The sequence below is a fragment of the Peribacillus sp. Hz7 genome (assembly GCF_042136355.1).
Lineage (GTDB): Bacteria > Bacillota > Bacilli > Bacillales > DSM-1321 > Peribacillus > Peribacillus asahii_A.
In genome coordinates this window covers 153,996-177,125 of the sequence record NZ_JBHHJV010000002.1, presented here as the reverse complement: position 1 = coordinate 177,125, position 23,130 = coordinate 153,996, and the positions used below count along the sequence as shown (strand labels likewise).

The following is a 23,130-nucleotide window of genomic DNA, read 5'->3' as shown; positions in this document are numbered from 1 at the left end:
ATGGGGAAATTTAGCGGGAAAGTCGTTCTTGTTACGGGCTCCAGCCGAGGAATTGGAGCGGCGATTGCCCTTGAATTTGCAAGAGAAGGGGCCTTCGTTATCGTCAATTATTTGAAAAATGTTGAAGCAGCTGAACAAATTGTGTCAGCTTGTATCGAAGTTGGAGGAGACGCTTGGGCAATTCAAGCAGATGTTACGTCCGAAGAGGCTGTGCAGTCGATGATTGAGCAAATTGTACTTGAAACGGGACGGTTAGATGTTGTTGTGAATAATGCATTTAAACCTTATGTCTTTGATCCTGAACAACGAAAAATGGCTTGGCAGCTCACATGGGACGATTATCAAGGGCAGATTGATGGAGCGGTAAAATCGACGCATTATCTATGCCAAGCGGTGCTGCCGATTATGAAAAAACAAAGCAGCGGAAGCATTGTGAATATCATTAGTAATTTAGTAGAAAGACCGTTGGTTCCTTATCATGAATACAACACGGCTAAAACTGCATTAATGGGGTATACGCGTAATTTAGCTGTGGAGCTAGGACCTTTTGGGATAAGAGTCAATTGTGTAGCACCGGGCCTTGTTTATCCAACTGATGCGAGCAAAAAAACAAAAGAAAGTTTGAAAGAACTAATCATTTCCCAAACCCCGCTTCGAAGAATTGCAAAGCCGGAAGATATCGCAGGTCCTGTTTTATTTTTATCATCTGATTGGAGTGAATTTATGACAGGGCAAACGCTATTTGTAGATGGCGGATTTGTGATGTGAGTTTTATAAAAAGAGCCAATCAAGAATTCAATGCTTGATTGGCTTTTTAATCGTTTAGGAAACTATTTCGTATTTTTTGTTTCTGTTTCAAATAATGTATAGCCGACAGAATTGTCTGTTATAGGTAGTCCGGCACTTCTAACAAACGTTTCTAACAAAATCCGGCCATAATCTTGTTCAATTACGGTTTCGTGCAAAGCAGTTATAGTAAAACCATCTGCCTGTAATCGCTCTGCTTGTTCATCAATATACGCATGAATAATAGGAGCTGTAAATTCTGGATGAAATTGCACACCGAAAATATGCTGATCAATCATAAAAGCTTGATGTTGTTCAAAATCATTCTGTGCGAGAATCGTTGCTTGTTTCGGCAGAGTAATAACAGATTGATAGTGAGTGACATGCCCAAAAAATGTATGAGGAAGGATACTAAATAGAGGATGTTCTTTGCCTGCATTTGTTAGCTGGACACTTGTTGTACCGATTTCAATTCCTTTTGGATGATGACTTACTTGACCGCCAAATGCCTTTGCCAGTATTTGATGACCATAGCAAATGCCTAATATGGGGATGTTATCCTGCTTAATATCTTGTAACCAGCGTATCAATTGAACACTCCATTCTTCGTGATCGGTGACCATTGCATGTGAACCGGTTATAATGATTGCTCCAATTTTATTTAGAGAAGGTAAGCAGGTTGCATCTTTATATACAGGAGCGATTACTACGTCGTCATGTGAAATGCCAATACTTTTTATAATCATATCCTCAAAATCCCCGAATTGCTCTTTAATACTTGGGAATGTTTCACCACATTTGATAATGAGTAACTTTGTCATAATTTATCACCTTTTTATGTAATATTTTATAACAATTATTCATTTAGAGTGAGGTGAAGTAAAGAGAGTATTTACAAAATTTACTCCGATACATGATAGATAACGAAACAAGACTCCAACAATAGCTGAATATAGGGTAAAAAGTATAATAAAATGAAATAAGGCCATATATTTATAGGTTTTGAGTTTAATTATATATAATCAAACTTTATAATCAAACTTTATTTGTATTTAATAATACATCCATTAAATCTTTATTGAAATAATGGATGTATTTTTTGTTAATATTCAATTATGCTTGTGAAGAAATGTACTTAAACTAACTGGCAGGTTAGTTCATCAAGGGACGTATATTTTTTAAAATTAATACCTTGCATTATAGAGTAATATAAAATATATTTATACCAGGTGGTGGTAAATTTGGAAGTAAACAAAGAGGTTTTAAAAGGTCATATTGATACGTTAATCCTATCGTTACTAAATACTAGGGATATGTACGGCTATGAATTAGCTAAATTAGTTCGAGAAAGAAGCGAAGAACAATTTGAATTAAAAGAAGGTACACTTTATTTGTCTTTAAAGCGACTAGAAAAGAATAAATGGATCTCTTCTTACTGGGGCGATGAACAAGGACCAGGAGGAAGAAGAAAATATTATAGACTTACGTCTTTAGGTGAGAAAGGCTTTAAAGAAAAGCGTAAAGAATGGCAATTTATTAAAAAAATGATTGATTCATTTTTAGAGGGAGGAAAAAACAATGAAACAAATTGATGAATTTGTTAATTCGATATATGCCCATATAAGTGGTAACGAAGCAAAAGAGTTAAAACAAGAAATGCGTTCGCATTTAGTGGAAGCCGTTGAGGAATTAAAAGTAGAAGGTAAATCAGAGAAAGAAGCAATTTCTATTGCAATTAGTCGTTTTGGAGATGAAAAGCAAATTACAAGGGGGTTATTAACGATGTTTCAATCTCAAAGTAAGTTTGCAAAATGGTTATTACGTTCAGCAATTATATTTTTATTAGTTGGGTTAGTCGTTTCAGTTAGTTTATTTATGAAAGATAACACTTACAAAGAAACTTCTGATTTAATGTCTCATTTGGTAGAAACATTTGATACAAAAGGTGAATTCACTTCTGAAGATAAACAAGCCTTACAAGATATGATCGAACGAAATTCAAAGTGGTTTGATAATATCAGTTATTTTGCAGTCATTAAAAATTCCGAAGCAGATGGTAATAAAATCAGCGAAAAATTATTTACTCAGGGACAAGAAGGCAGTGGAGAATCAGGTTTGATTAGACAAGGTATCGCTGGAGAAGATACTTGGTATGTGGAATGGGAATATAAAACTTATGATTATCTAAAATATGAACCTTTCTATTATATTTTCTTCGCCATTTTCGGTGTTTTATTTATTCTTTGGGGAGTAGTTCATATTTACAATCGAACTCGCTTAAAAGCCTTTGCGTAGAATTTGAAACGAATAAATCATAAAAGTTTCTCCGTTTATTCAACTAAGGGTTCCTTTAATTGAACGAACAGCTAAAGGGGCTATCCTAAAAGGGTAAATCCTTTGGAAATGTAAAATAAGAAATGTTGATTTATCAGCATTTCCGTCATTGAAAAGGGGTGTGTCTAAGCCGAAAAATCGACTTATGACACAGCCCCTTTTCAATACCGATAACATCTCCTTATGTTGACTAGGTTTGTATACATATCCCTTTGGGGATCTTCTTCAACTAACTGGCAGAATTCTTGAAGAAGATTAATAGCTTTTTACGGTAAAATATACATAAGAAATTGGTTATTAGTTTTGGGGGGATATAAGTGGTATTCGGTTCCTTAGTTTTTTCTATTATTCTTTGGATTGTAGGTCTATTTATTCTGTATATAGTAATTTCAACAGCAGTCAAGGACGGTATTAACAAGTCTGTAGTTGGTCAATTTATCGAACAGAAGTATGGGGTTAAGGATGATAAAAAATCATTTTTCGATAGTGATTTGGATAATGACAAATAGAATGCTTATTAAGTTAAAGGGTAGCTTTAACACAATAAGGAGATCGTCTATATGGCGGTCTTTTTTTACTAAATGGCAGAATAGGTATATAAGCTAATCAGGATATATATGGTAGAATAGGTATAAAAACATAAAGTAGGTAATTTGATTTTGGAACTCTTTACAGAAAAATTAATGCTTATATCATTATTTATACTGATTATCCATTCCATTGAAACACTTGCATATGCAGTTAGATTATCTGGCGCAAGAGTAAAGTTGTTAGCTTCAGCTTTATCCTTATTTAATTTGATGGTTATGGTTTCTCGATTAGCAAATATGATGCAGCAACCTTTTACGGGTAGCCTTATTGATAATGCACCAAAAGTAAATACTTTGGAGTTTGTAGAAAACCAATATAGGATCGTTATTGGTTCAGCAACATTAGGAACAATTATAGGAATTCTTCTACTTCCTACTTTTATTGCACTATTTTCAAGGGCGATTATTCACTTATCTGAAGAAAGAGGTTCTATTCCATCTTTAATAAGAAAAGGATTAACTCTTGAATACATAAAGCGTGGAATAAAACACATTCATTTGCCAAAGTTGTCTTACTTGAAGGATATTAGTTTGAAAGATATTCCTATAAGATTATTTATAATAAATATGATAATAACTGCAATCTATACAATTGGAGTGTTATCTGCTCTGTATGCTGCTTTAATAGCTCCAGAAAGAGCAACAACTGCTATTATGGCATCGGGTCTCATCAATGGAATAGCAACGATTTTACTTATTATTTTTATTGATCCAAAAATTTCCATTCTTGCAGATGATGTAATCAATCAAAAAGGAAGTTACCTTAATCTAAAAAGTGCATCTCTAATGATGATGACTTCCCGATTATTAGGAACGATACTAGCTCAAGTGTTTTTTATTCCAGGAGCTGAATATATTGCGTGGTTCACTAAATTTATTGTCTAGTAGTGATTTGATTTTTTATTAAGCTAACGGGGTGCTTTAACACAACAAGGAGAACGTCTATATGGCAGTCTTTTTTTACTAAATGGGGCAGTTTAATTGAATAAACTACTGTACAATATTGGTATATTCAATAACTTTGGAGGTTTAAAATGATTAACGGTGGAGATGGAGTATATGCTCTTTTAGCTTTAGTGCCTATTATTTTTTATCTAGCTCTTACTGGTTTTTTCATTTATTTTGTAATCAAAATAATTAAGTTCATTAATGAAAAAACGAGGTTAGACCGAGAGAAGAATGAGAAACTTGATGAATTAATTAAGGTTCTAAATCAAAATAAAAAAGATTAAATATTCTTCAAGGAGTGCTTTACTTCAATATGGAGTGAAGCCTTTTTCTTATTCAAGTAACGGAGCAGAATAGTTCAATAAGAATTTTTCATTTTTGAACAAGTAATAATGTGAAAGATGGTATATTTAGTATTAAAAGAATTATATTGTTAAATTATAAAAATTTTTACCTTGAGGAGTTTGTCAAATGAGAAAAATAGGGACCGTGCTATTAGTTTTATTTATTTTTACAGGAATTGGTTTTAGCTATATTCAATATAAAAAATCAAACGTTGAAGATAGTGTAATTGAATATTTAACAACGGAAAAAAATATTTCAAAAGACAATATTATTTCTAGCGAACCATTTATTGCAAATTTAGAAGGGAATAAAAATTGGATGGTCAGTATTAAATTGAAAAATGATGATAGAACATATTATTATTACAAAAATAAAAATGAAGTTGTTTTGGAATCTTATGTAGAAAATGGAGTAGAACACGTTCAATAAAATAGGCTTATTCAAGTAACGGGTAGCGATTGTTCAATAAGAACAGTCGCTTATTGTGCTAACGGGCAGATTACTTTAACAAAACTTTATTTATTTTAGGTGACTAAACATAAGCATAATAGTGTAAACCAATTGATGATTGGAGGGCTTAATACGGTAAACTGGGGGCAAGTTAGAGAGAAAGGAAAAATAAGATTTGTCTTGTTGTTTGGGACAGTTTTATCAATTGCGTTGGCTTTTGACTACTATGCTATCAAGTTTCTTCTGAGTTCATTTAAAATAGGGTTTACTTTTATTGAGTTATTGATTGTTTGTATTGTTTGCTTGTTATTGAGTTTTACATTTGCTTTATTTGGTTGGAGTAGGATGGAAAAAGATTGGCTTAACAATAATTCCTTCTTCAAGTAACCGGTGCTTTAATTGAAAAACGAGCTTCAATAATCAATAATCGGGAGCGTTTATGAAGTAACACTGTAGAAAATAATCAAATTTTTTTATATTAAGCAAACTAAAAATGCTAAAGAAGCATCCATTTTTGTTAATCTTTTTTCAAAATGGATGCTTCTTATTAATCTTAGTGTAAGGATTTACGAGATGTTTTTGTTCAAACTTTATATTAAAGCTACATTTATTTTTCATTAAGAATTTTTTGTATGGCAGTTACATATCCTGCCTTATATACTTGAATCCCGTTTTCTTTAACTCTGCCATAATTATCGGTAGTCCATCCCTGATGGTTCATAAATTCGTTTGATACGGCATTTCTAAGAGCATCTATTTCGGTATCTGTCAGTTTATAAGAAGGCGCGACTATAACAACATCCTTATTTTTGCTAAGATTGTTTATAGGACGCATATCAATCGTCAAGGTTGTTTGTTCTTTAAGCAGAGAGTTTTCTCTTTTGAGCTTTTTATTCTCTGCCATAAGCATACCAACCAATGCTTTTGTTGTTGGTTCGGAGATACTTGCTAAGATATCATCGTTTATGGTTGTTTTCTTTTCTTTTTTAGGCTTTTTAGAGGTAGTTTTATAGTATTCAGCCCACTGTCTTATCAAAACTCTATAATCCTCGGCATTTTTGTTTCTAAGAGCCTGTTCACTTGGTCCGCCATCATCTGCTATCAGTCTGGCTATAGTACCAATGGAAAAATCTTTTATGTCAGACTCTGCCTGTTTTTTACAGGCGTTATGTATGAGTTCTAATGTTTTCTTTTTCCTTGTAGAAGCGTTCTCATAAAACTTTGAGAACAGTTCATCTGGATTTATTTCCATCATATTTCCTCCTATACATAAATTATTCTTAATCATTAGTAGAACTATTATATTGGTAATAAATTTCTGTTTAAAGTCACAGATTTAAGTTCATCAACAAACTCATTCTTAAACCCGATTTCTTCAAGTTTCTTACGCCCGATTGCATAAGGAATAGCCTCTTTTAAACTACCTGCACGATTAATCAAAAGCCTCATAAATTGATTTCCTGCAATGAGCTGTTCTTCTTCTGTTAATGAGAACATAACGGGCATTTTATTGTTATTTTTTAATGTTAAATCTATGATTTGAGACCTTTGTAAAACTGCCTTGCTTGCATCTGTTTCAGGAAACAGTTCCGCCCCGTTACAGATGATTTGAAGCTGTTCAAGTTCATTTTCAACGTTATTAATAGAAATTCCAACATCCGATATAGAACCGACGGTAACAAGCTGAAATCCATTCTCAGATGATTTTTCTTTGATTAACTTCATACACTTATCAATAAGACGAAGAGTGGCATTATAATCGTTTGCTAGCTTATCGTTCTTCTGTATCTCCTGTGTATATAATTGCTCATATTTAAGCAATTCTTGATGTTTTGTAAATAGGGTTCCATTAAGTTCACATTCATATTTTTCATTTTCTAAAAGTTCTATATCACGCTGATGTTTATTCACTCGTTTTCCTGTTTCGCTCATATTGTAGCCTATGGTATTAAAATGATGCACTAAGCCAGGAAGAAAAGCAGGACTAGTTACGAACCATCTACATCTGACACAGTTTTGCTCTGGAAAACCCGGAACAACACCATAAGTGACTTTATCCGTATCATCGTTAACATATGTGCCACCTGAATCACATCCAAAACAGCCTTTAGGACAAATTCCTTTATCACTAATAACAATACTTGCACCTGATTTTTGAGCGTTGATTACTGCCTGATATGCTATTGGATCATTAGCAGCTACACTTGTTTCTAACTGTTTATACTTTGCATCTCTAATAAATCTATCAACTGCTTGTTTATCATTTTCAAGAATGCTCTTTTCAGCCTGATTCATTGTATCTGTAACGTATGAAATACCTGCTTTTGTATAGTAAAGAGTCATAATGAGTCTTGCGTGACCTGCAATAGCCTTTGAAAGAATAGGCATTGGAACTCCACCTTCAAGAGCATAGGCAGTTATAAGTGATACTCTGAGTGAATGAAGGGGGTAATAAGTTGTTTTGTTACTGTCTGGACGCACAAATTTTAATGTTCTTTCTTCTTCTGATGATTTATTTTCTTTAAGTTGAAACTCAAGCTGTTTAAGTGTCTTATACCAAAAAGCATCCAATCCGCTTTTTGTTATTGGCAAGTGTTCCTGTCCTATTAAAGTAGGATTTCTGAAAAGAAATGTGATTTCTCCCATTTGTTTTAAAATCCTCACATCTTTTATATGTCCTATGTGGGTTGCAGCCAGTTCTGTCCATTTTGCAGGTTGAGAAATAGGATTGTACTTCATCTGCCAATCTCTAAGTTTTGCAAGCCAGTATTGTGCTTCTTCGTACTGCCAAGGAATGTCATAACCTTTATCCGATTCCTCTTTGTTGATGTCTGCTGTTTTATTCGTGTTGATAAAAAAACCTGTCATTTCAAGCTGCGTTGTTTGGTCTTTGAATTTACGAAGAACGCCTCTTTCGAAAGGATTTTTTTCTGTACCCTGACTTAAATGTGAATCATTCTTGATCCATTCTCCAGCCACATTTCGCATAGACTGCACATACTTATAAGTATCCATTTCTCCACTGTCAAGCATACGCACCTGATAAGTTCTTAAAGGTAGAAGGAGCTTTGTCAAAAGCAACACAGTAGTCCCCGGAAACCACATCTCATATACTTCTTCAGAAAGTCCCTTTTTTCTATGTTCATACTTGGAAGTTTTTCTGAATCTGTAAACACAGTCTGGGTCATTTTTATCAATAACAGACTCATCAACAATGAACCAATCACCGCCTGTAATTGAATCACCTACACTTTGTGCAAATTTCAAGTCTTTAAAACAGGTTGCATTTGGAGGGCAGACTATATTACGAAGGTCTTTTATGTACCTATAAGGCAGAACATTCTTATCTGATTCATTACGTTGCGATGATTTTACATTGTCTGGTAAGTATTTTGTTAGAGGATTTTCAAATTCTGCTGGAATAAGTTTGTTTCCTAAATAATCTTCAACCGAAAACTTTTCCTCAATAATCCAGTCAACAAATTCAACAATCTTTTTTGCTTGTGCTAAAGCGTTGGATTGTGAGTATCTTTCTGCAAAAATAATCTCGTAAAAATCTGGGGTGTCATATTCTTTTGAAATGAACTCCTGTATAGACTTAGTGATCTTATAGGGAATAACATATTTATTAAAGAAGATTGATAGAGATCCAAGTGCTGTGGATTTGCTTCTTATAATTGTTTTTATCCATTCCGAAGCATATTCATTCCATTGCTGTAAATCAGAATCATATTCTAAAATCCATTCGAAGTTTTCACTTCTTGTTCTTCTTCCAAAAACTCTTAACTCAAGTTCTCTTTTTCTGGCTTTTTCCTTTAACTGTTCAAACCACAGGTTTTCATTTGGAGATAATGCATTATCACCAAATGCTCCTTTTTTAATGAAATCTCGGAGCCATTTCAAAACAGTAGAGGCTTTAACACCATATTCTCGCTCAATATCCATTGATGATTTGCCGTTGCAAAGTTCTTCAATCATTTTATACTTAAAATCATTCTCATAACTTTTTCTTCTCATTTATTTTCTCCTATATCTGTATCTGTTCTGCTGTTTAGTTTCTTCATTCATCCATTCATCAATTTCAGTCTGCATTGGAAGTACACAACCATTATCCAAAGAAGCAGTGGCATTATTTAGTGAAGCTGTAACATCTGCAACTGTTGGCTCTGTGTATACTTTCTGAGAATTTATAGATTTATGGTGCATAGCATTTTGTATGATGCGTTCAGGTATTTCGGCATTTTTAAGTCTTTGACCATATGCGTGTCTATGTCCGTGTGGAGTAGTACCATCTTTCTTTCCGACTGTCAAACCAATCTTTTCAATTGCTTTTTCGTGAGACTCTCTCTGAGTCCTAAGTGGCATCATTTCTCCTAGTGTTTTAGGAGAATGTGAGACAAAGGCAAATGGGTGAGTATCCTTAATGCCATCTCTTAACCTTTTTGCCATATACATTTTCCATACATACATAAAGATGTATCCCCATTCCTTTGGACACCAGTAAATATGCATATATTTATCTTCATTATTATCAAGCATTGGCTCTTTCCACCCTGCAAATCGTTTGTCCTGTCCAGAATACATATTGCGCGGGAGTAAACCGTATTTTAACAGCAGATAGCTTTCTCTGTCTGTAATATATTTACCAGTAGTAGGATTCTTGAAATCCTGTGGGGGTCTTCCTTCGCTTGGATGATAGATTCGTACCACAGCAAGATTAGAGTCTTCAGGATCAGGGAAGACGTCCTGTACCCATAGATGAAATACTTCACTATGTCTAAGTCCACCGCCGTGCATCAGTATAGTAATGGCAATATCACGCCAGTTATAACGGTCAACAAGGTCTAATTCATAGTTCTTTCTTGTATTTTTAAACCCTTCCCATAGGAGGTCATTTGCTTTATATTCGGGGAAGGCTTTTGTATCTCCTTTTGGTGAGTACGGATTTCTTCTTCTAACAGTATTACGAGCTAATTTTGCAGTTTCAGCGATTTTATGAACATCATTTAAATGCCCTAGAAATGAGTTGTGACTTTTGTTTATCTGTGCCATCCAGTTAAGTCGTTCTTCATATCTTGTGGCTTTTCTCCAAGGATTTAATTGAACAGCTCCATATTCTTCATATAACCAATCTGAAAACCCATTTAAGGCAGATAAAAGCATATTCGCTGTTTCAACTCTTTTTGGTAACCAATAAAGTCCCGATGGGTCTAACCCTTCTTCATTTATTGTTCCTGAATAAACAGACTCCGTAAATGTATCAAAGAATTCTCTTGGGGAAGAATAATAATTCTGATTAGCTTCCATATAATCAAGCAATAGTCCAACAGCTTGTACTAACTTCTTATGCCAACTTCTGCTTTTACTATGATTCTTTATTTGATATCTATGTAATTGTTCAAAAAGCATCGTCTCTCCATTATGCTCAACTAGAAGAGTAGGAAAATCTATGCTCCTTCCTGTATTATCCCTGTATGTTTTAGAAGATATCTGAACATATCTCATCTATATCCTCCTATACCTATAGTAGTCCAACAGCTTGTACTAACTTCTTATGCCAACTTCTGCTTTTACTATGATTCTTTATTTGATATCTGTGTAATTGCTCAAAAAACATTGTCTTTCCATTATACTCAACTAGAAGAGTAGGAAAGTTTATGCTCCTGCTAGTATTATCCCTATATGTTTTTGAAGATACTGGAACATATCTCATCTATATCCTCCTATACCTATAGTTTGATTATAATATTACATATAATACCATAGATAATTATATAAAACTACATTATAAAAGGTACTACATCATTAAAATGTAATACCTTTTAATAGTTTGATTATAAATATTTCACCCTAGATAATGTTTCAATTGGAGTCTTGTTTCATCGTATTAATGTTCGATTAAGTTAGTTAATAAAACCTCTTGTTCATTCTCTGGTTCATCGAGAGGATAAATTCTTGCTGTGTCATTTTCATCATTAACATGTTGAATATAAATAGCTGCCCCATTATAGGTAACATTCGCCATAACAGGTGAACTGGCAATTTCTTGTGCCCGTTGTTTGTTCATGTTCTTTCCTCCTTGAAGGTATCATCCTATTTATTATTTATCAAAAGAGGGGGAAGCATTCATGAGGAAATGAAGTTTTTAACTTTTGATTTAATTTACTTTATTTTCAAATTGTGAAAACCTTTATGGAGAGAAGACATGAAGGCGGTTTATTGAGTCGCATAGATAATGTTACGCATAAAATAGAGTAAGGCAGATTAAATACATTACGATAAAAGTTTGGAAAACACTATTCTATACAACTGGGGGCTCTAGTATGGAAAAGAAAGAGTTATTGATATCAGAAAACAGCGAGAAATCTGTTGATCTAAACGATGTTATATGTCTGGATGAGTGGGAAAACGAGGGTGGTAGAATTATAAGGCTTGTGGAATAAGACAAGCATCCATCTCTATTTTATTTTGAGAATCAGTGTTTTGTTAGCATAATGCTTCTTATTAGACTGTATATTTAATCCTAAAAGCAGAGATGGGGAACAATTAAAGGGAAGATGTATTTTGAGGTGTTGCAGTTGCGACAGCTCTTTTTGGTCTGGAGTTAGTGAACTAAAATTTTAGCATGAATATTCTATTTCAGTTGACGAATAAATCACGCTCATGTAGATAAACTGAGAGTAAATGAGAGGATGTCAACTATGTCACTTTATTTAATAGGTTGCACAAATAATCAATGGAAGAAAAGGAAGTAGGTAATAAAATGCCCAACGTAACAGTTTTCGGACAAGGAACTTTTGAAGTGGAGGAAGGGAAAAAGTTAGTATTAGCACTTGAAGATAATGGAGTGAATATTCTCCACCGTTGCGGAGGAAAGGCGAAATGTACGACCTGCAGAGTAGAAGTAATGGCAGGTGAGTTTTGTGATTTAACTAATGTAGAAAAGAAGGCATTTTCGGACAAGGGGATTGAAGATCATTTACGTTTATCTTGTCAAATCCGTGTGAATGCTGACGTAACCGTTCGCCCAATCATGACAGTAGAAAACTCTGGGTTAGAAACTGGTCCGAGACCAGCTGAATAAAAATGAAGGAACATTGGTTATTTCTTCGATTAAGTTTTTGATGATGTTTTAAACGAGGAAGAAGTGAAAACATTGTACACGTTGATGGCTCGTGTACATAAGCACAGCCAAAAAAAGAATTACCACCTGAGTAATTTTTACACCATCACTTGATTAATCAAGTTAAAAGCAAGGAGGAATTACTATGTATACAATTCCTGGACATCATCATATTTCGATGATTACAAAAAACGCTCAAATCAATAATGAATTTTATCAACAAGTGTTAGGTTTGCGGCGAGTTAAAAAGACCGTCAACCAAGATGATCCTTCTATGTATCACTTATTTTACGGAGATTTAACGGGAAGTGCGGGGACTGAGTTATCCTTTTTTGAAATGCCGATGGCTGGAAGAACGATTCGCGGAACAAATGCTATTACACAAATTGGCCTACTTGTACCATCATTGGAAAGTCTGGAATATTGGAAAAAACGCTTTGAGCACTTTGACGTCAAGCATGGTGAAATCACAACATATGCAGGCCGTGCAGCACTTCCATTTGAAGATTCGGAAGGGCTGCGCCTTATCTTACTGAATAATAATGGTGAAGAAATACCAGAATACTGGGCACCTTGGGAAGGTTCCAGTGTGGAGCAAAAGCACTGTATTTTAGGGATGGGGACTGTGGAAATAACAGTGCGTTATTTGGATCGAACGGCTAGAACTTTAAAGGATATGTTTGGCTATACAGAAGCGGCCCGTTCAGAAAATGAGGCAATCTATCAGTCCGTTGCGGGTCAAGCATTTGGTGAAATTGTAGTAAAGCAGCAGGTGGGGCCGAGTGAAAAGCCAGGCCGAGGCAGTATCCATCATTTGGCGATTCGTGTGAAAAACGAGGAAGAGCTTAGTTATTGGGATAAAGTGGTGAAAGATTGCGGCTTTCAGTCAACGGGCGTTGTTGATCGCTTTTACTTCCAAAGCTTATATTTCCGTGATTCGAATGGAATATTATTTGAAATTGCGACAGATGGCCCTGGATTTACAGCAGATTCAACGGTTGAAGAGTTAGGGGGAAAATTAGATTTACCACCATTTTTGGAAGCAAGACGTGCAGAAATTGAAGCAAAGTTAAAACCGCTGGATTAAAAGGAATCTAATCCTTTTTCGTTTGATGAATAAATCATGCTTATGTAGACAAACTGAAAATGAATGCTCACATAATCAATCAAAGAAAAGAAAGAGGATTAGAATAAGGGAGGCTCGCTCCATGAATAATGCAAATTGTGACTTTTCACCGATGAAGCAAACGTTAAAAGAAGATATACGTCAAGTGATTACGACGCTTCAGAGTAGTTTAGAAACAATAGATCATGAAAACGATTGTCTACTTGGAAGTTTTGAAAAAATCAAAAATAGATTTGCATACATTGAAATGAAAGCCGCTACTTTTTATTTGAATTGTTATTTGTCCCCGTTTACGGATAAATATCCAGAATTATCAATCTGTGTACAAAATATGTCGGATCGAAGACATGGTGGTTTAATTGTCATTCAACGCAAAGATTCTCTTGAATCTTTAATTCATCCGGGGATTTCAATTGGAGCAGAGTTGAGCCATTCTTTATTAGAGTCCATCTTTTTTCCAGGAAATCCACTCCATGATGGTGCTGTAATGGTAAGTTTTAATCAGATTGTTTCTGCAGCAAATGTTCTTCCTCTTTCAAATAGATTTACAGGTGATAAAAAACTTGGTACACGACATCGCGCTGCTTTAGGATTAACCGAACGCAGTGATGCCCTTGTTCTAGTTGTTTCTGAGGAAACAGGTAGAGTTTCATTTGCCTTAAACGGAGAGCTCTATCCAATTGCTACACATGGGGGCTCAATAGATAGTTTATTGAAAAATTTACAGTAAAAAGGGTAATCAAAACTATTTTTTAATAGAACCTGCTGTCGAGCAATCTTGTTCAATAGCAGATTCTTTTGTGATTTTCTTACTAATATTTAATTGGAAAGGGGAACTACAGAACCCTCTTTTATGTATGACAAAAAGCTCTATTGATAGATACTGCTTATCTTCAACTAGAGATATTTTACATTGAGATTTATATCTATTAGGTTTATGATATATTCATAAGTTACAATAGATAACTGGTACGACAAAATGAGGACATATCAAAGTACAGAATCTGAATGAGCAAAATAGATTCTCTATTAAGGAGTGTAATTGTTAATATGGTGACCTTATATACATCAACAAGTTGTACGTCTTGCCGTAAAGCGAAAGCATGGCTTGAGGAACATGAAATTGCTTATATAGAAAGAAATATTTTTTCTGAACCTCTTACGATTGACGAGATTAAAGAAATTTTTCGCATGACGGAAGATGGGACAGATGAAATTATTTCAACAAGATCGAAAGCTTTTGAAAAACTGAATATAGACATAGCATCTCTATCACTTCAAGAATTATATAAAGTAATCAAAGAGAACCAAGGATTATTAAAAAGACCGATTATTCTTGATGAAAAAAGATTACAGGTTGGATATAACGAAGATGAGATTAGTAGATTTTTGCCTCGTAAAGTTCGTGCATTTCAGCGTTGTGAAGCTCAAAAAATGGTCAATTAATCATGAGACATCACTTTCAACATATTAAGGATTTTTTCGTTTTCTTTAATCATCAATATGAACTTAGCTTGGTGGAAAAAGCAAATAAATATATTATAAAAAATAACTCGGTAGAATATATTGTTTAACTATAAACGATAAAGCAATTAATTTTATTTACGATCAATCTTTAGATGTCCCGGTAAAAGAAAGCAAACACAATCCCTTTTCCATCTCTGTTAGTAAGTTCTCAAATCAAAATTTTTCTAGAGACTTAATGGGAGAAGACCTTGAAAATAAAGGTTTGCAAGACATTGAACATGCGATGGAACACATGGAAAGTGCGAAAAATAATTATGTTTGGGAATATTTCAAAGATATAGATGGCCTAAGAAAACATCGGTTGAGTGCTTTAAAAGATTGTACTAACGATATGAGGAAATCAAACGAAAGATACGTTCCCGTTATTTTACCTTCTTTGCCCTTTAATGATGAAGAGTTTGATATTCTTCTTTCTGCACATTTTCTATTTATGTACGATGACCGATTGGATTATCATTTTCATATAGAAACACTAAATGAGTTATTGAGGGTTTCTAAAGAGGAAATTCGTATTTTCCCTTTAGTAAATTTGGAGGGGAAACGGTCTGAGTATTTAGATAAAATAATAAATTATCTTACCGACAATGGTTGTATAGTAGAAGAGCTTAGAGTCCCTTATGAATTTCAGGCAAATGCTAATTCGATGTTAAAAATTAAAAAGGATAACAAATAATCGATCTTCAGCAATCGGGCGCGATTGCATAATAAACGGATTTCCTATAGACCTATAATTATCTTATGTGAAAGCCGTATCCATTTGTAGATACGGCTCCTTTATTTCATTTTTAAGAAAGGATAAGATAATACTAATCCTAATAAATATAAAATTACTAAAAAGTAAACGGGAAGTAAATGTATAAAGGTTGTATATCCAATATATATATGCGTTCCAATCCCCGCTATAAACGCAGGTAATGCCCCGACAGCAAGGGTATTCCAAACCCAACGTTCCCCTTTTCTGAAACCCCACAAGGAAAGCATTAGAACAAGCAAACCAACACTTACAAGGGCACTGCCAAATCCTGCTCGGTCATGTGCGATAACAGGAATCAAATTATTACTAATACTATCTAACATCTGCGGTGACATACACAAGAAGCTTAAATCAGTTGACACAAAAACTTTGGAAATACCTATTGTGGAAATAACTATACCGCCTACTAATATCAAAAATCCTAGTATAATAAACATGAGCTGTCCATATAGCCCGTATTGCCACGCTCTATCATTTTTTTCATGAATGGAATATGGGGTACCTGTGACTCTTTTTCCTTCCCTAAAGCTAAAATAATATATCGGCAATAAAAAAAGCCAAAATAAACCGTGTAACCAATCAAAGTAACCGAAGCCGATAAAAAGAAAAATACCGAGAAATCCCAGGATTGCTGCACTGTGAAAAGCAACCATTGTCCAATGCATGCCGTATTTAATTCCGTTTCGTGCAAGCTGGATATACAATATTCCTCCGGATACCGTCGTTCCAGCTAGTGCCATCCTATCATGTGCCATAAATGATAAGATGAGTGGATTTACCTGTAAGATATCAGCTTTTGTCAGTCCGATAAACGATTCGTCATAGGGGAGGATAATACTCGTAAGTGCAAAATATAAGGCAATAATTCCTCCAATTAGGATGGAGAGACCAAACAGGAATGACCAGTACCAGTTTTGGTTTTTAATAGGTTGGACTTCTTCATATAATAATCGTTCATGAATTCGCTTTGGTAGCCCTGGTCCAGCTTTTACATAGCCATCTGTTAGCATTAACAGATCTGCACCAGCACGAACTAAAGCACAAGCCTCCTCCGGTGCCTCCACCCCACCAGAGGTTATGACCATTAGCTCAGGGTGTAGCTCTTTAATCTGTTTAACCGTTTTAACTAGGCATTCATTTGCATTTGCAACTTCATGCCAATAGCTGTCCTTAGTTTGACGAGGGGCATTTATGACTATACCACCAATACATGTATGCTGTATTGATTTCCCTATTTCTAATATTTTATTGTTAATTTCATCAGCGTAAAAAGATACATAAAAGGAACGCTCCAAACACATTACACTTTTATCTACGCATGAGTTAATTTGCTCACTTGTTCCTATGAAAACGTCCACAAAAGGTGTTAAATGTTGTACAATTATGTCCCATTCATTTCTTTTTACTTGTGCATCTAGCTTAGCAAATATAGGAATTCGGATATTCAGGCTTGTTAATTTTTTAATCGCTAGTTTGAGAGGAACCTTCTCTTGATAATCAGAAAACAGGATATGACTATTTTCCCTTCTGGGTTCTCTTTGTTCTTTAGGTTCGTTTAACACGATTGGTCCAATTTCTACAAATCCGAAGCCTAACTCTTGGAAGGCGTTAATACCTGACAAATTAGGATCAATATGGCCACTTAACCCAATTGGAGAAGGAAATCTAGTATGATAAATTTCCTTTTGGAATTCCCGTGGGGGCTTCATATGCCCTAAAAATCCAATAAGATCCGGACCACCAGGAATGGATGCTATTGTACTCATGGATTTATGAATAAACTCTCGGCTTGTTTTCGGTTTTATTTTATCTAGTACAAGTTTTTTCAATGGATGATAAGACCAGTCTGGCATAAACAACACCTTCTAAACATTAATTTAGGCTAACCTTTTTACTATATCGATCTTAAGTCACTCATTTATTTTTCCCCCTTTAATTCTAGCATGTATAGCTACAAAGCATAAACTTTCCTTTTCTGTTATTTAATGAACTGGTGCTAAAGCTCAATAAATGTGCCACAGCTTCAGCGGCCTTTGATTTTTCGCAATCAGGCGCTTTCCTGTAATAAGGATCAGCGCTTTTTTCATTTTAGGGCCAGATTGTGAAGGAATGTACTTAAAGTAATGGGTCATTTAATTGAAGAGGAACAACTGATAAAATAGCTATAAATCAAATTTAAAAAGGTGTTGTTATTTTGTGGGACAAGTAAGATTGTACAGAATATCTCTGCTATTAATATTGTTTTTTATGGTTGCAGGAATATTATTGTTTATATTGTCCATTATGGCCTTAAGGGCTGCCCCCATTGTGTCAATTTTGATGGTTATTTTTTCAACTTTCACGATAGGTTCTTCAATTTATCTTTGGCGAAAAAGAAATGAAGGTAAAGGATTTTATTGGGATGATGAAGGAATTGTAATCGACTTAAAAGGAAATAAGGTTTATTGGGATGAAATTGAAGACATTCAATCTTTTAAAAGTAGTACCACCAGTTTTTCAAAGGCTACTGTAATTTACCCTCACTATACAAATCACGAAAAAATAAGAATGCGTCGTAAGAAGTTACTGCCAACACCTGCACATTCAATTGATTGGATTTTAATCGAAAAGCCAAAGGAATTTCACAATAATTTAATGAAAGTTTGGGAAGAAAAAAATAATTAGCAAACATAAAGTCAGATTGCCATTGTTAAGATATATTATGGATTTTTGGATGGTGTTAATCTTGCGGAGGATACCTAATCTTTACCCTTATTTTTTATTTATACTTGGTATTATAGTTATTGGCAGATTTTTATATAAGGATTATGCAGATTATTTTGATTTAGCTTTTATTATCATTTTATTACTTCAAACAATTTATTTGTATCAAAGGAAAAAATCAAAAAGACATCAACGTTAATATCCAAGTTGACTAAAATTGTTGAGTATTTCTTAAACAATGAGTCTTTTAGAGTTGCTGTTGCAACTCTTTTTCTTGTTCCACTAACAAAACAGGTTAGCACAATAACCATATATAGTAAAATCAAGAAGAGGTGGTGTTTAAAAATGAAAAAAATCATCAGTTTGACCTTTTTATTTGTTTCGAGTTTGTTACTTGTCGCTTGTTCTGAAAAAGAAGAACCATTAACAAGAGTGGATGTTCAACAAGTAAATGAAGAAGGCAATGCTGGAGAGGTTGTGATGATTACAGCCCAAGAAAAAATCGATATGATAAGTAAATCTTTAAAACATGTGAAATGGGAGCCTAACACAAAAGTGTCAATGGCGAGAAAAGAGGATGTCTTCGCTACTCTATTTTACACATACGATGAAAACATGCCAGAGAGGCTCTATGAATATCGAATTTGGTTTAACGAAAATGAAACAGCAGAAATTATCAGCAACAATGAAAAAGAAGGATATGGAACATTAGATAAAGAGAATTCACAAAATCTAAAAAATGCTTTATTAAAGTAACGGGGGCTTTCCTTTAATAACGATCTTCCACAAACGGGCGCTTTTCCTGAACAAGGAAAAGCGTTTTTTAACGGAATTATGAAGGGTTTGTGTTAACGAAAATAGAAAATATTAGTAGTTCAATTAAAGGGCAGTTTTCTTGAAAAATCAACGTATGCCTCGTACCACTTGGAAGTGTGTAAGTAATGGGAAGTGATAAAATAGCTTTGTTAGTAATTCCTTTGGAAAGGAATACGTAATAAAAATTTTTTAGAAAGAGGTTAAATTTTAATGAAATCATTGAGTAGCATTTTTAGTACTTCCACATTTAGAAAAATTGTGCCTGTATTATTTTTTTCATGTGCAACGCTTGTAGGCTGTTCAAACAATAACGTTCATGCTGAATTAACTAAACCCAAAAAACAGGAAACTACCTATAATCATGGTTTTGCCAAGCTTGAAGAAAAATTTGATGCTAAACTTGGTGTCTTTGCGTTGGATACTGGTACAAACCAAACAGTAACTTATCATCCAGATGAGCGTTTTGCTTATACATCTACTCATAAAGCTCTAGCTGTAGGAGTACTTTTACAACAGAAATCAATAGAAGACCTTAATCAAAGAATTACCTATACACGTGAGGATCTTGTTAATTATAATCCGATTACAGAAAAGCATGTTGATACGGGGATGACTCTTAAGGAGCTTTCCGATGCTTCTCTTCGATACAGTGATAATACTGCTGGAAACCTTATCCTTAAACAACTGGGGGGACCAACTGGATTTAAGAAAGCACTGGAGGGAATTGGTGATAATGTTACCAACCCTGAGCGATTTGAGCCTGATTTAAATGAAGTTAATCCAGGTGAAACTCATGATACGAGTACACCAAGAGCACTTGCAACTAGTCTTCAGGCTTTTACACTGGGAGATGCACTTCCAACTGAGAAACGTGAACTTTTAATAGATTGGATGAAGAGAAATACTACTGGAGATACGTTAATTCGTGCTGGAGTGCCGAAAGATTGGGAAGTGGCTGATAAGACTGGAGCAGGATCATATGGTACACGAAATGACATTGCAATCATTTGGCCACCAAAAGGAGACCCTATTGTTCTTGCTGTACTTTCAAGTCGTGATAAAAAAGATGCTGATTATAACGACGAGCTTATTGCTGAGGCAACAAAAGAAGTAATTAAGGCTCTCAAAGTCAAAAATAAATAAAAATGCTTGTACTAAAAAAGGTTACGTTAAGTAGCCTTTTTTTAATAGGCTAATGCCTATAACATCTGATTATGTAAAATAGGCAGATAGAAATATGTTATTCTTATTCCGTAATAGGGCGCTTTAATGGATTAAGAATCACAGAAATGATCAAACTTTTTTATAAAAACAAGATTTAAATCTACTAGATAAGAATCCATTTTGATCAATCTTTTTTCAAAATGGATTCTTTTTATTTATCGTAAAATACCGGTTTGTGAAGTGCTTTTGATCAAACTTTATTTCAAAGCTACAAATTACATCTCCTTAGCACCTTTTGATTGAACAAATATTAAGATTACTTTTCTTTACTACCTATCCAGTAAAGAACCACACCTACTATAAACAGAATTGGGAACATAACAATAAGAACGCCTATCATTGCAAACCCACTGCCCTCACTCATTCCATAAAAACTACCAACTAACCACGAAAGTATAGGAGAAAATATGAACATTGTGGTTATTCCCCAAACTCTGTACTTTGATTCTTTTGATTTATTGATACTTCGCCAAATAGCAATTGTTATTCCTATCACTAAAATGATTACTGCATATATCTCATAGTTCATTTTCCATCCCCCCTCCAATATAAATTACCATATATCCCTAATTACTTATTGAACTATCTGGCCTGTTTACTGAACAACATACAAGAATCAAATGAATACTCTATACAAATCTAGTTCACATAAGATGCCATCATGGAAGCCAAAGAACGAGTCAACCCCTAAATCCGACCAAAATCGGTCAAATTCAGGGGTTTTGTGTGTGGGAAATAATCGAAAAATCGTTCTTATAATCTAAGATCATGTTCTCTCGTTTTCTCCCAATCCCTTCAGATTTCATGTATACAGATAATAAAGTTGTTTAATTTACAATAAAGTCGTTTAAAAAATAATAAAGGCATTTAAATGTGAGTCATTCTATTCAACAATCGGGCCATATTGTTGTATATATTAATTTTAAATTCAGACTTTCATCGATATTACATGGGGACCTATTCCTAGGTTCGTAATTAAGAATGGTTGTACATTGTGATATAGTAATACTTATAAGGTATGGAAAGGAGATGTTGTTTTTATGTATAGCAAGCAAAACGTTGAGATTGTAACAATTGGGGAGGTATGTGCAAAATAAATTCCTGCATAGAACCTCCCAAAGGATATGATCTAAACTTTAGGAGGAAATGAAGTTGAATATTATTAATATGAAAAATCTAGGACTTACTGAAGAATTTATACAGGAGTCTAAAATATATAAAAATCTTTTTATTGGTCGAGTTTCAACGCAATCTAAAAATTTATTTAAGGTGATTACGGAAAATGGTGAGATTGCTGCTGAGATATCAGGGAAATTTCACTACAGTGTAAAAGAACTTTCCCAATATCCTTCCGTTGGAGATTTTGTTATGGTCGATAGAACAGATAATTCACAGGGAAACGGAATTATTCACCACATACTTACACGGAAAAGTGTTTTTGCGCGTAAAGTGGCAGGTTCTAAGGAAGATATTCAGGTTGTCGCTGCAAATATTGATACAGTTTTTATTTGTATGTCACTGAACAATGATTTTAATCTTCGTAGACTAGAGCGTTACCTTTCGATTGCTTGGGACAGTGGTGCAATACCAGTTATTGTACTTACAAAATCAGATTTATGTAAGGAAATAGAGGTAAGGCTTAACGAAATATCTTCTGTTGCAATAGGTGTAGAGGTGCTTGTTACAACAAGTACTTCTGATAAAGGGCATCAATCGTTAACAAGGTATCTTTCTAATGGTAACACAGTAGCGTTTATAGGATCATCTGGAGTTGGAAAATCAACCTTAATAAATTGTCTGCTCGGTCAAAATATATTAGACACAAATGGGATAAGAAATGATGATAAGGGTAGACACACTACTACAAGGCGTGAACTGATTATGTTGCCGAATTTAGGTGTTGTTATAGATACTCCGGGTATGAGGGAACTTGGGATTATTAGCGCGGATTTAACGAAATCCTTTGCTGATATTGATAGTCTTGCTTCCCAATGTAGATTTAACGACTGTACTCACAAGAATGAGCCAAGCTGTGCAGTGCAAAAAGCAATAAAAGATGGCACTTTGTCAGTTGAAAGGCTTGAAAATTATCGGAAACTTAAAAGGGAAACGAAGTATGAAGGCTTGAATTCTAAAATGATTGAAAAAGAAAAGATAAGTGAAATGTTTAGTGGTATGGGTGGCATGAAAAACGCTAGGAAATTCATCAAAGAACAAAATAGAAATAAAAGAAGATGAAGTCCTAGAAATGTTTGAAATGAAGATTTGGGTAACGGCTCAATGTTGAGTCGTTACTTTATCGTTTGGATAGAAATGTTAACGTTTATCAAGTTATTCCATTATAGGGCGCTTTAATGGAATAAGAATCACAGAAATGATCAAACTTTTTTATAAAAACAAGATT

At 34.2% G+C, this 23,130-nt stretch carries 23 protein-coding genes and 1 pseudogene; 17 read left to right on the top strand and 7 right to left on the bottom strand.

Going from position 1 to position 23,130, the window contains the following annotated elements:
- Complete coding sequence (locus ACE199_RS04395) at positions 1-768, top strand: SDR family oxidoreductase (RefSeq protein ID WP_375348749.1); 768 nt, start codon at positions 1-3, stop codon at positions 766-768.
- A gap of 62 nt (positions 769-830) precedes the next feature.
- Here the strand turns inward: ACE199_RS04395 and ACE199_RS04390 are convergent, their stop codons facing one another.
- Positions 831-1,607, bottom strand: a complete 777-nt coding sequence (locus ACE199_RS04390; RefSeq protein WP_375348748.1) for a glutamine amidotransferase — start codon at positions 1,605-1,607, stop codon at positions 831-833.
- A 420-nt stretch (positions 1,608-2,027) separates the two neighbouring features.
- Here ACE199_RS04390 and ACE199_RS04385 point away from each other — a divergent pair, with 420 nt between their 5' ends.
- The 6 genes from ACE199_RS04385 to ACE199_RS04360 all read left to right on the top strand — a co-directional run bounded on the left by ACE199_RS04385 (position 2,028) and on the right by ACE199_RS04360 (position 5,432).
- The gene (locus ACE199_RS04385; RefSeq protein ID WP_375348747.1) at positions 2,028-2,378 is read left to right on the top strand and encodes a PadR family transcriptional regulator; all 351 of its coding nucleotides are present in this window, start codon (positions 2,028-2,030) and stop codon (positions 2,376-2,378) included.
- Complete coding sequence (locus ACE199_RS04380) at positions 2,365-3,081, top strand: permease prefix domain 1-containing protein (protein ID WP_375348746.1); 717 nt, start codon at positions 2,365-2,367, stop codon at positions 3,079-3,081. Before ACE199_RS04385 ends, ACE199_RS04380 begins: the two co-directional genes overlap by 14 nt.
- A gap of 356 nt (positions 3,082-3,437) precedes the next feature.
- Positions 3,438-3,629 carry a hypothetical protein gene (locus ACE199_RS04375; protein WP_375348745.1) on the top strand — a complete coding sequence of 64 codons (192 nt, stop codon included), beginning with the start codon at positions 3,438-3,440 and terminating at the stop codon, positions 3,627-3,629.
- 150 nt (positions 3,630-3,779) lie between these two features.
- The gene (locus ACE199_RS04370) at positions 3,780-4,595 is read left to right on the top strand and encodes a lipid II flippase Amj family protein (RefSeq protein ID WP_375348744.1); all 816 of its coding nucleotides are present in this window, start codon (positions 3,780-3,782) and stop codon (positions 4,593-4,595) included.
- A gap of 149 nt (positions 4,596-4,744) precedes the next feature.
- Positions 4,745-4,942 (top strand): hypothetical protein, encoded by a 198-nt coding sequence (locus tag ACE199_RS04365; RefSeq protein ID WP_375348743.1) that lies wholly within the window; start codon positions 4,745-4,747, stop codon positions 4,940-4,942.
- Between the two features lie 187 nt (positions 4,943-5,129).
- Positions 5,130-5,432 (top strand): hypothetical protein, encoded by a 303-nt coding sequence (locus ACE199_RS04360; protein WP_375348742.1) that lies wholly within the window; start codon positions 5,130-5,132, stop codon positions 5,430-5,432.
- A 628-nt stretch (positions 5,433-6,060) separates the two neighbouring features.
- Here ACE199_RS04360 and gmtX read toward each other — a convergent pair.
- The 4 genes from gmtX to ACE199_RS04340 all read right to left on the bottom strand — a co-directional run bounded on the left by gmtX (position 6,061) and on the right by ACE199_RS04340 (position 11,520).
- On the bottom strand, positions 6,061-6,705 hold the full coding sequence (gene gmtX / locus ACE199_RS04355) for a gamma-mobile-trio protein GmtX (RefSeq protein WP_375348741.1): 645 nt from the start codon (positions 6,703-6,705) through the stop codon (positions 6,061-6,063).
- A 47-nt stretch (positions 6,706-6,752) separates the two neighbouring features.
- Entirely contained in the window at positions 6,753-9,470 is a 2,718-nt protein-coding gene (gene gmtZ, locus ACE199_RS04350) for a gamma-mobile-trio integrase GmtZ (RefSeq protein WP_375348740.1), read from the bottom strand.
- Positions 9,471-10,958, bottom strand: coding sequence for a gamma-mobile-trio recombinase GmtY (gene gmtY / locus ACE199_RS04345; RefSeq protein ID WP_375348739.1), 1,488 nt, complete (start codon positions 10,956-10,958; stop codon positions 9,471-9,473).
- A gap of 382 nt (positions 10,959-11,340) precedes the next feature.
- Positions 11,341-11,520 (bottom strand): small acid-soluble spore protein H, encoded by a 180-nt coding sequence (locus tag ACE199_RS04340; RefSeq protein ID WP_119115270.1) that lies wholly within the window; start codon positions 11,518-11,520, stop codon positions 11,341-11,343.
- 696 nt (positions 11,521-12,216) lie between these two features.
- On the opposite strand from ACE199_RS04340, the gene ACE199_RS04335 reads away from it, so the two are divergent.
- The 6 genes and pseudogenes from ACE199_RS04335 (at position 12,217) to ACE199_RS04310 (ending at position 15,902) form a co-directional block, all read left to right on the top strand.
- Complete coding sequence (locus tag ACE199_RS04335) at positions 12,217-12,537, top strand: 2Fe-2S iron-sulfur cluster-binding protein (RefSeq protein ID WP_252295495.1); 321 nt, start codon at positions 12,217-12,219, stop codon at positions 12,535-12,537.
- Between the two features lie 36 nt (positions 12,538-12,573).
- Positions 12,574-12,690, top strand: a pseudogene (locus tag ACE199_RS04330) (transcriptional regulator); the annotation flags it as partial.
- Between the two features lie 31 nt (positions 12,691-12,721).
- The gene (locus ACE199_RS04325; RefSeq protein WP_375348738.1) at positions 12,722-13,663 is read left to right on the top strand and encodes a ring-cleaving dioxygenase; all 942 of its coding nucleotides are present in this window, start codon (positions 12,722-12,724) and stop codon (positions 13,661-13,663) included.
- Positions 13,664-13,784: 121 nt separating this feature from the next.
- A complete protein-coding gene (gene cdaS, locus ACE199_RS04320) occupies positions 13,785-14,432 on the top strand; it encodes a sporulation-specific diadenylate cyclase CdaS (RefSeq protein WP_375348737.1) in 648 nt (215 codons plus the stop codon).
- A gap of 320 nt (positions 14,433-14,752) precedes the next feature.
- Complete coding sequence (gene spxA / locus ACE199_RS04315; RefSeq protein WP_375348736.1) at positions 14,753-15,148, top strand: transcriptional regulator SpxA; 396 nt, start codon at positions 14,753-14,755, stop codon at positions 15,146-15,148.
- A 256-nt stretch (positions 15,149-15,404) separates the two neighbouring features.
- Positions 15,405-15,902: an SAM-dependent methyltransferase gene (locus ACE199_RS04310; protein ID WP_375348735.1), complete on the top strand. Its 498-nt coding sequence runs from the start codon at positions 15,405-15,407 to the stop codon at positions 15,900-15,902.
- Positions 15,903-16,003: 101 nt separating this feature from the next.
- Here ACE199_RS04310 and ACE199_RS04305 read toward each other — a convergent pair whose 3' ends face one another.
- Positions 16,004-17,836, bottom strand: a complete 1,833-nt coding sequence (locus ACE199_RS04305) for a dihydroorotate dehydrogenase (protein WP_375348734.1) — start codon at positions 17,834-17,836, stop codon at positions 16,004-16,006.
- Positions 17,837-18,179: 343 nt separating this feature from the next.
- Between ACE199_RS04305 and ACE199_RS04300 the strand changes: the two genes are divergently transcribed.
- The 3 genes from ACE199_RS04300 (at position 18,180) to bla (ending at position 20,645) form a co-directional block, all read left to right on the top strand.
- A complete protein-coding gene (locus ACE199_RS04300) occupies positions 18,180-18,647 on the top strand; it encodes a hypothetical protein (RefSeq protein WP_375348733.1) in 468 nt (155 codons plus the stop codon).
- A gap of 384 nt (positions 18,648-19,031) precedes the next feature.
- On the top strand, positions 19,032-19,442 hold the full coding sequence (locus ACE199_RS04295) for a putative periplasmic lipoprotein (protein ID WP_375348732.1): 411 nt from the start codon (positions 19,032-19,034) through the stop codon (positions 19,440-19,442).
- 270 nt (positions 19,443-19,712) lie between these two features.
- Positions 19,713-20,645, top strand: a complete 933-nt coding sequence (gene bla / locus ACE199_RS04290) for a class A beta-lactamase (protein WP_375348731.1) — start codon at positions 19,713-19,715, stop codon at positions 20,643-20,645.
- A gap of 337 nt (positions 20,646-20,982) precedes the next feature.
- Here bla and ACE199_RS04285 read toward each other — a convergent pair whose 3' ends face one another.
- Positions 20,983-21,255, bottom strand: a complete 273-nt coding sequence (locus ACE199_RS04285; protein ID WP_375348730.1) for a hypothetical protein — start codon at positions 21,253-21,255, stop codon at positions 20,983-20,985.
- 623 nt (positions 21,256-21,878) lie between these two features.
- Between ACE199_RS04285 and rsgA the strand changes: the two genes are divergently transcribed.
- Positions 21,879-22,964: a ribosome small subunit-dependent GTPase A gene (gene rsgA / locus ACE199_RS04280; RefSeq protein ID WP_375348729.1), complete on the top strand. Its 1,086-nt coding sequence runs from the start codon at positions 21,879-21,881 to the stop codon at positions 22,962-22,964.
- Positions 22,965-23,130 lie beyond the last annotated feature (166 nt).

Coding starts and splice junctions, on each gene's coding strand:
- ACE199_RS04395 (WP_375348749.1), top strand. CDS start 1: ATGGGGAAATTTAGCGGGAAAGTCGTTCTTGTTACGGGCTCCAGCCGA.
- ACE199_RS04390 (WP_375348748.1), bottom strand. CDS start 1,607: ATGACAAAGTTACTCATTATCAAATGTGGTGAAACATTCCCAAGTATT.
- ACE199_RS04380 (WP_375348746.1), top strand. CDS start 2,365: ATGAAACAAATTGATGAATTTGTTAATTCGATATATGCCCATATAAGT.
- ACE199_RS04365 (WP_375348743.1), top strand. CDS start 4,745: ATGATTAACGGTGGAGATGGAGTATATGCTCTTTTAGCTTTAGTGCCT.
- ACE199_RS04360 (WP_375348742.1), top strand. CDS start 5,130: ATGAGAAAAATAGGGACCGTGCTATTAGTTTTATTTATTTTTACAGGA.
- gmtX (WP_375348741.1), bottom strand. CDS start 6,705: ATGGAAATAAATCCAGATGAACTGTTCTCAAAGTTTTATGAGAACGCT.
- gmtZ (WP_375348740.1), bottom strand. CDS start 9,470: ATGAGAAGAAAAAGTTATGAGAATGATTTTAAGTATAAAATGATTGAA.
- gmtY (WP_375348739.1), bottom strand. CDS start 10,958: ATGAGATATGTTCAGATATCTTCTAAAACATACAGGGATAATACAGGA.
- ACE199_RS04340 (WP_119115270.1), bottom strand. CDS start 11,520: ATGAACAAACAACGGGCACAAGAAATTGCCAGTTCACCTGTTATGGCG.
- ACE199_RS04335 (WP_252295495.1), top strand. CDS start 12,217: ATGCCCAACGTAACAGTTTTCGGACAAGGAACTTTTGAAGTGGAGGAA.
- ACE199_RS04325 (WP_375348738.1), top strand. CDS start 12,722: ATGTATACAATTCCTGGACATCATCATATTTCGATGATTACAAAAAAC.
- cdaS (WP_375348737.1), top strand. CDS start 13,785: ATGAATAATGCAAATTGTGACTTTTCACCGATGAAGCAAACGTTAAAA.
- spxA (WP_375348736.1), top strand. CDS start 14,753: ATGGTGACCTTATATACATCAACAAGTTGTACGTCTTGCCGTAAAGCG.
- ACE199_RS04310 (WP_375348735.1), top strand. CDS start 15,405: ATGGGAGAAGACCTTGAAAATAAAGGTTTGCAAGACATTGAACATGCG.
- ACE199_RS04305 (WP_375348734.1), bottom strand. CDS start 17,836: ATGCCAGACTGGTCTTATCATCCATTGAAAAAACTTGTACTAGATAAA.
- ACE199_RS04295 (WP_375348732.1), top strand. CDS start 19,032: ATGAAAAAAATCATCAGTTTGACCTTTTTATTTGTTTCGAGTTTGTTA.
- bla (WP_375348731.1), top strand. CDS start 19,713: ATGAAATCATTGAGTAGCATTTTTAGTACTTCCACATTTAGAAAAATT.
- ACE199_RS04285 (WP_375348730.1), bottom strand. CDS start 21,255: ATGAACTATGAGATATATGCAGTAATCATTTTAGTGATAGGAATAACA.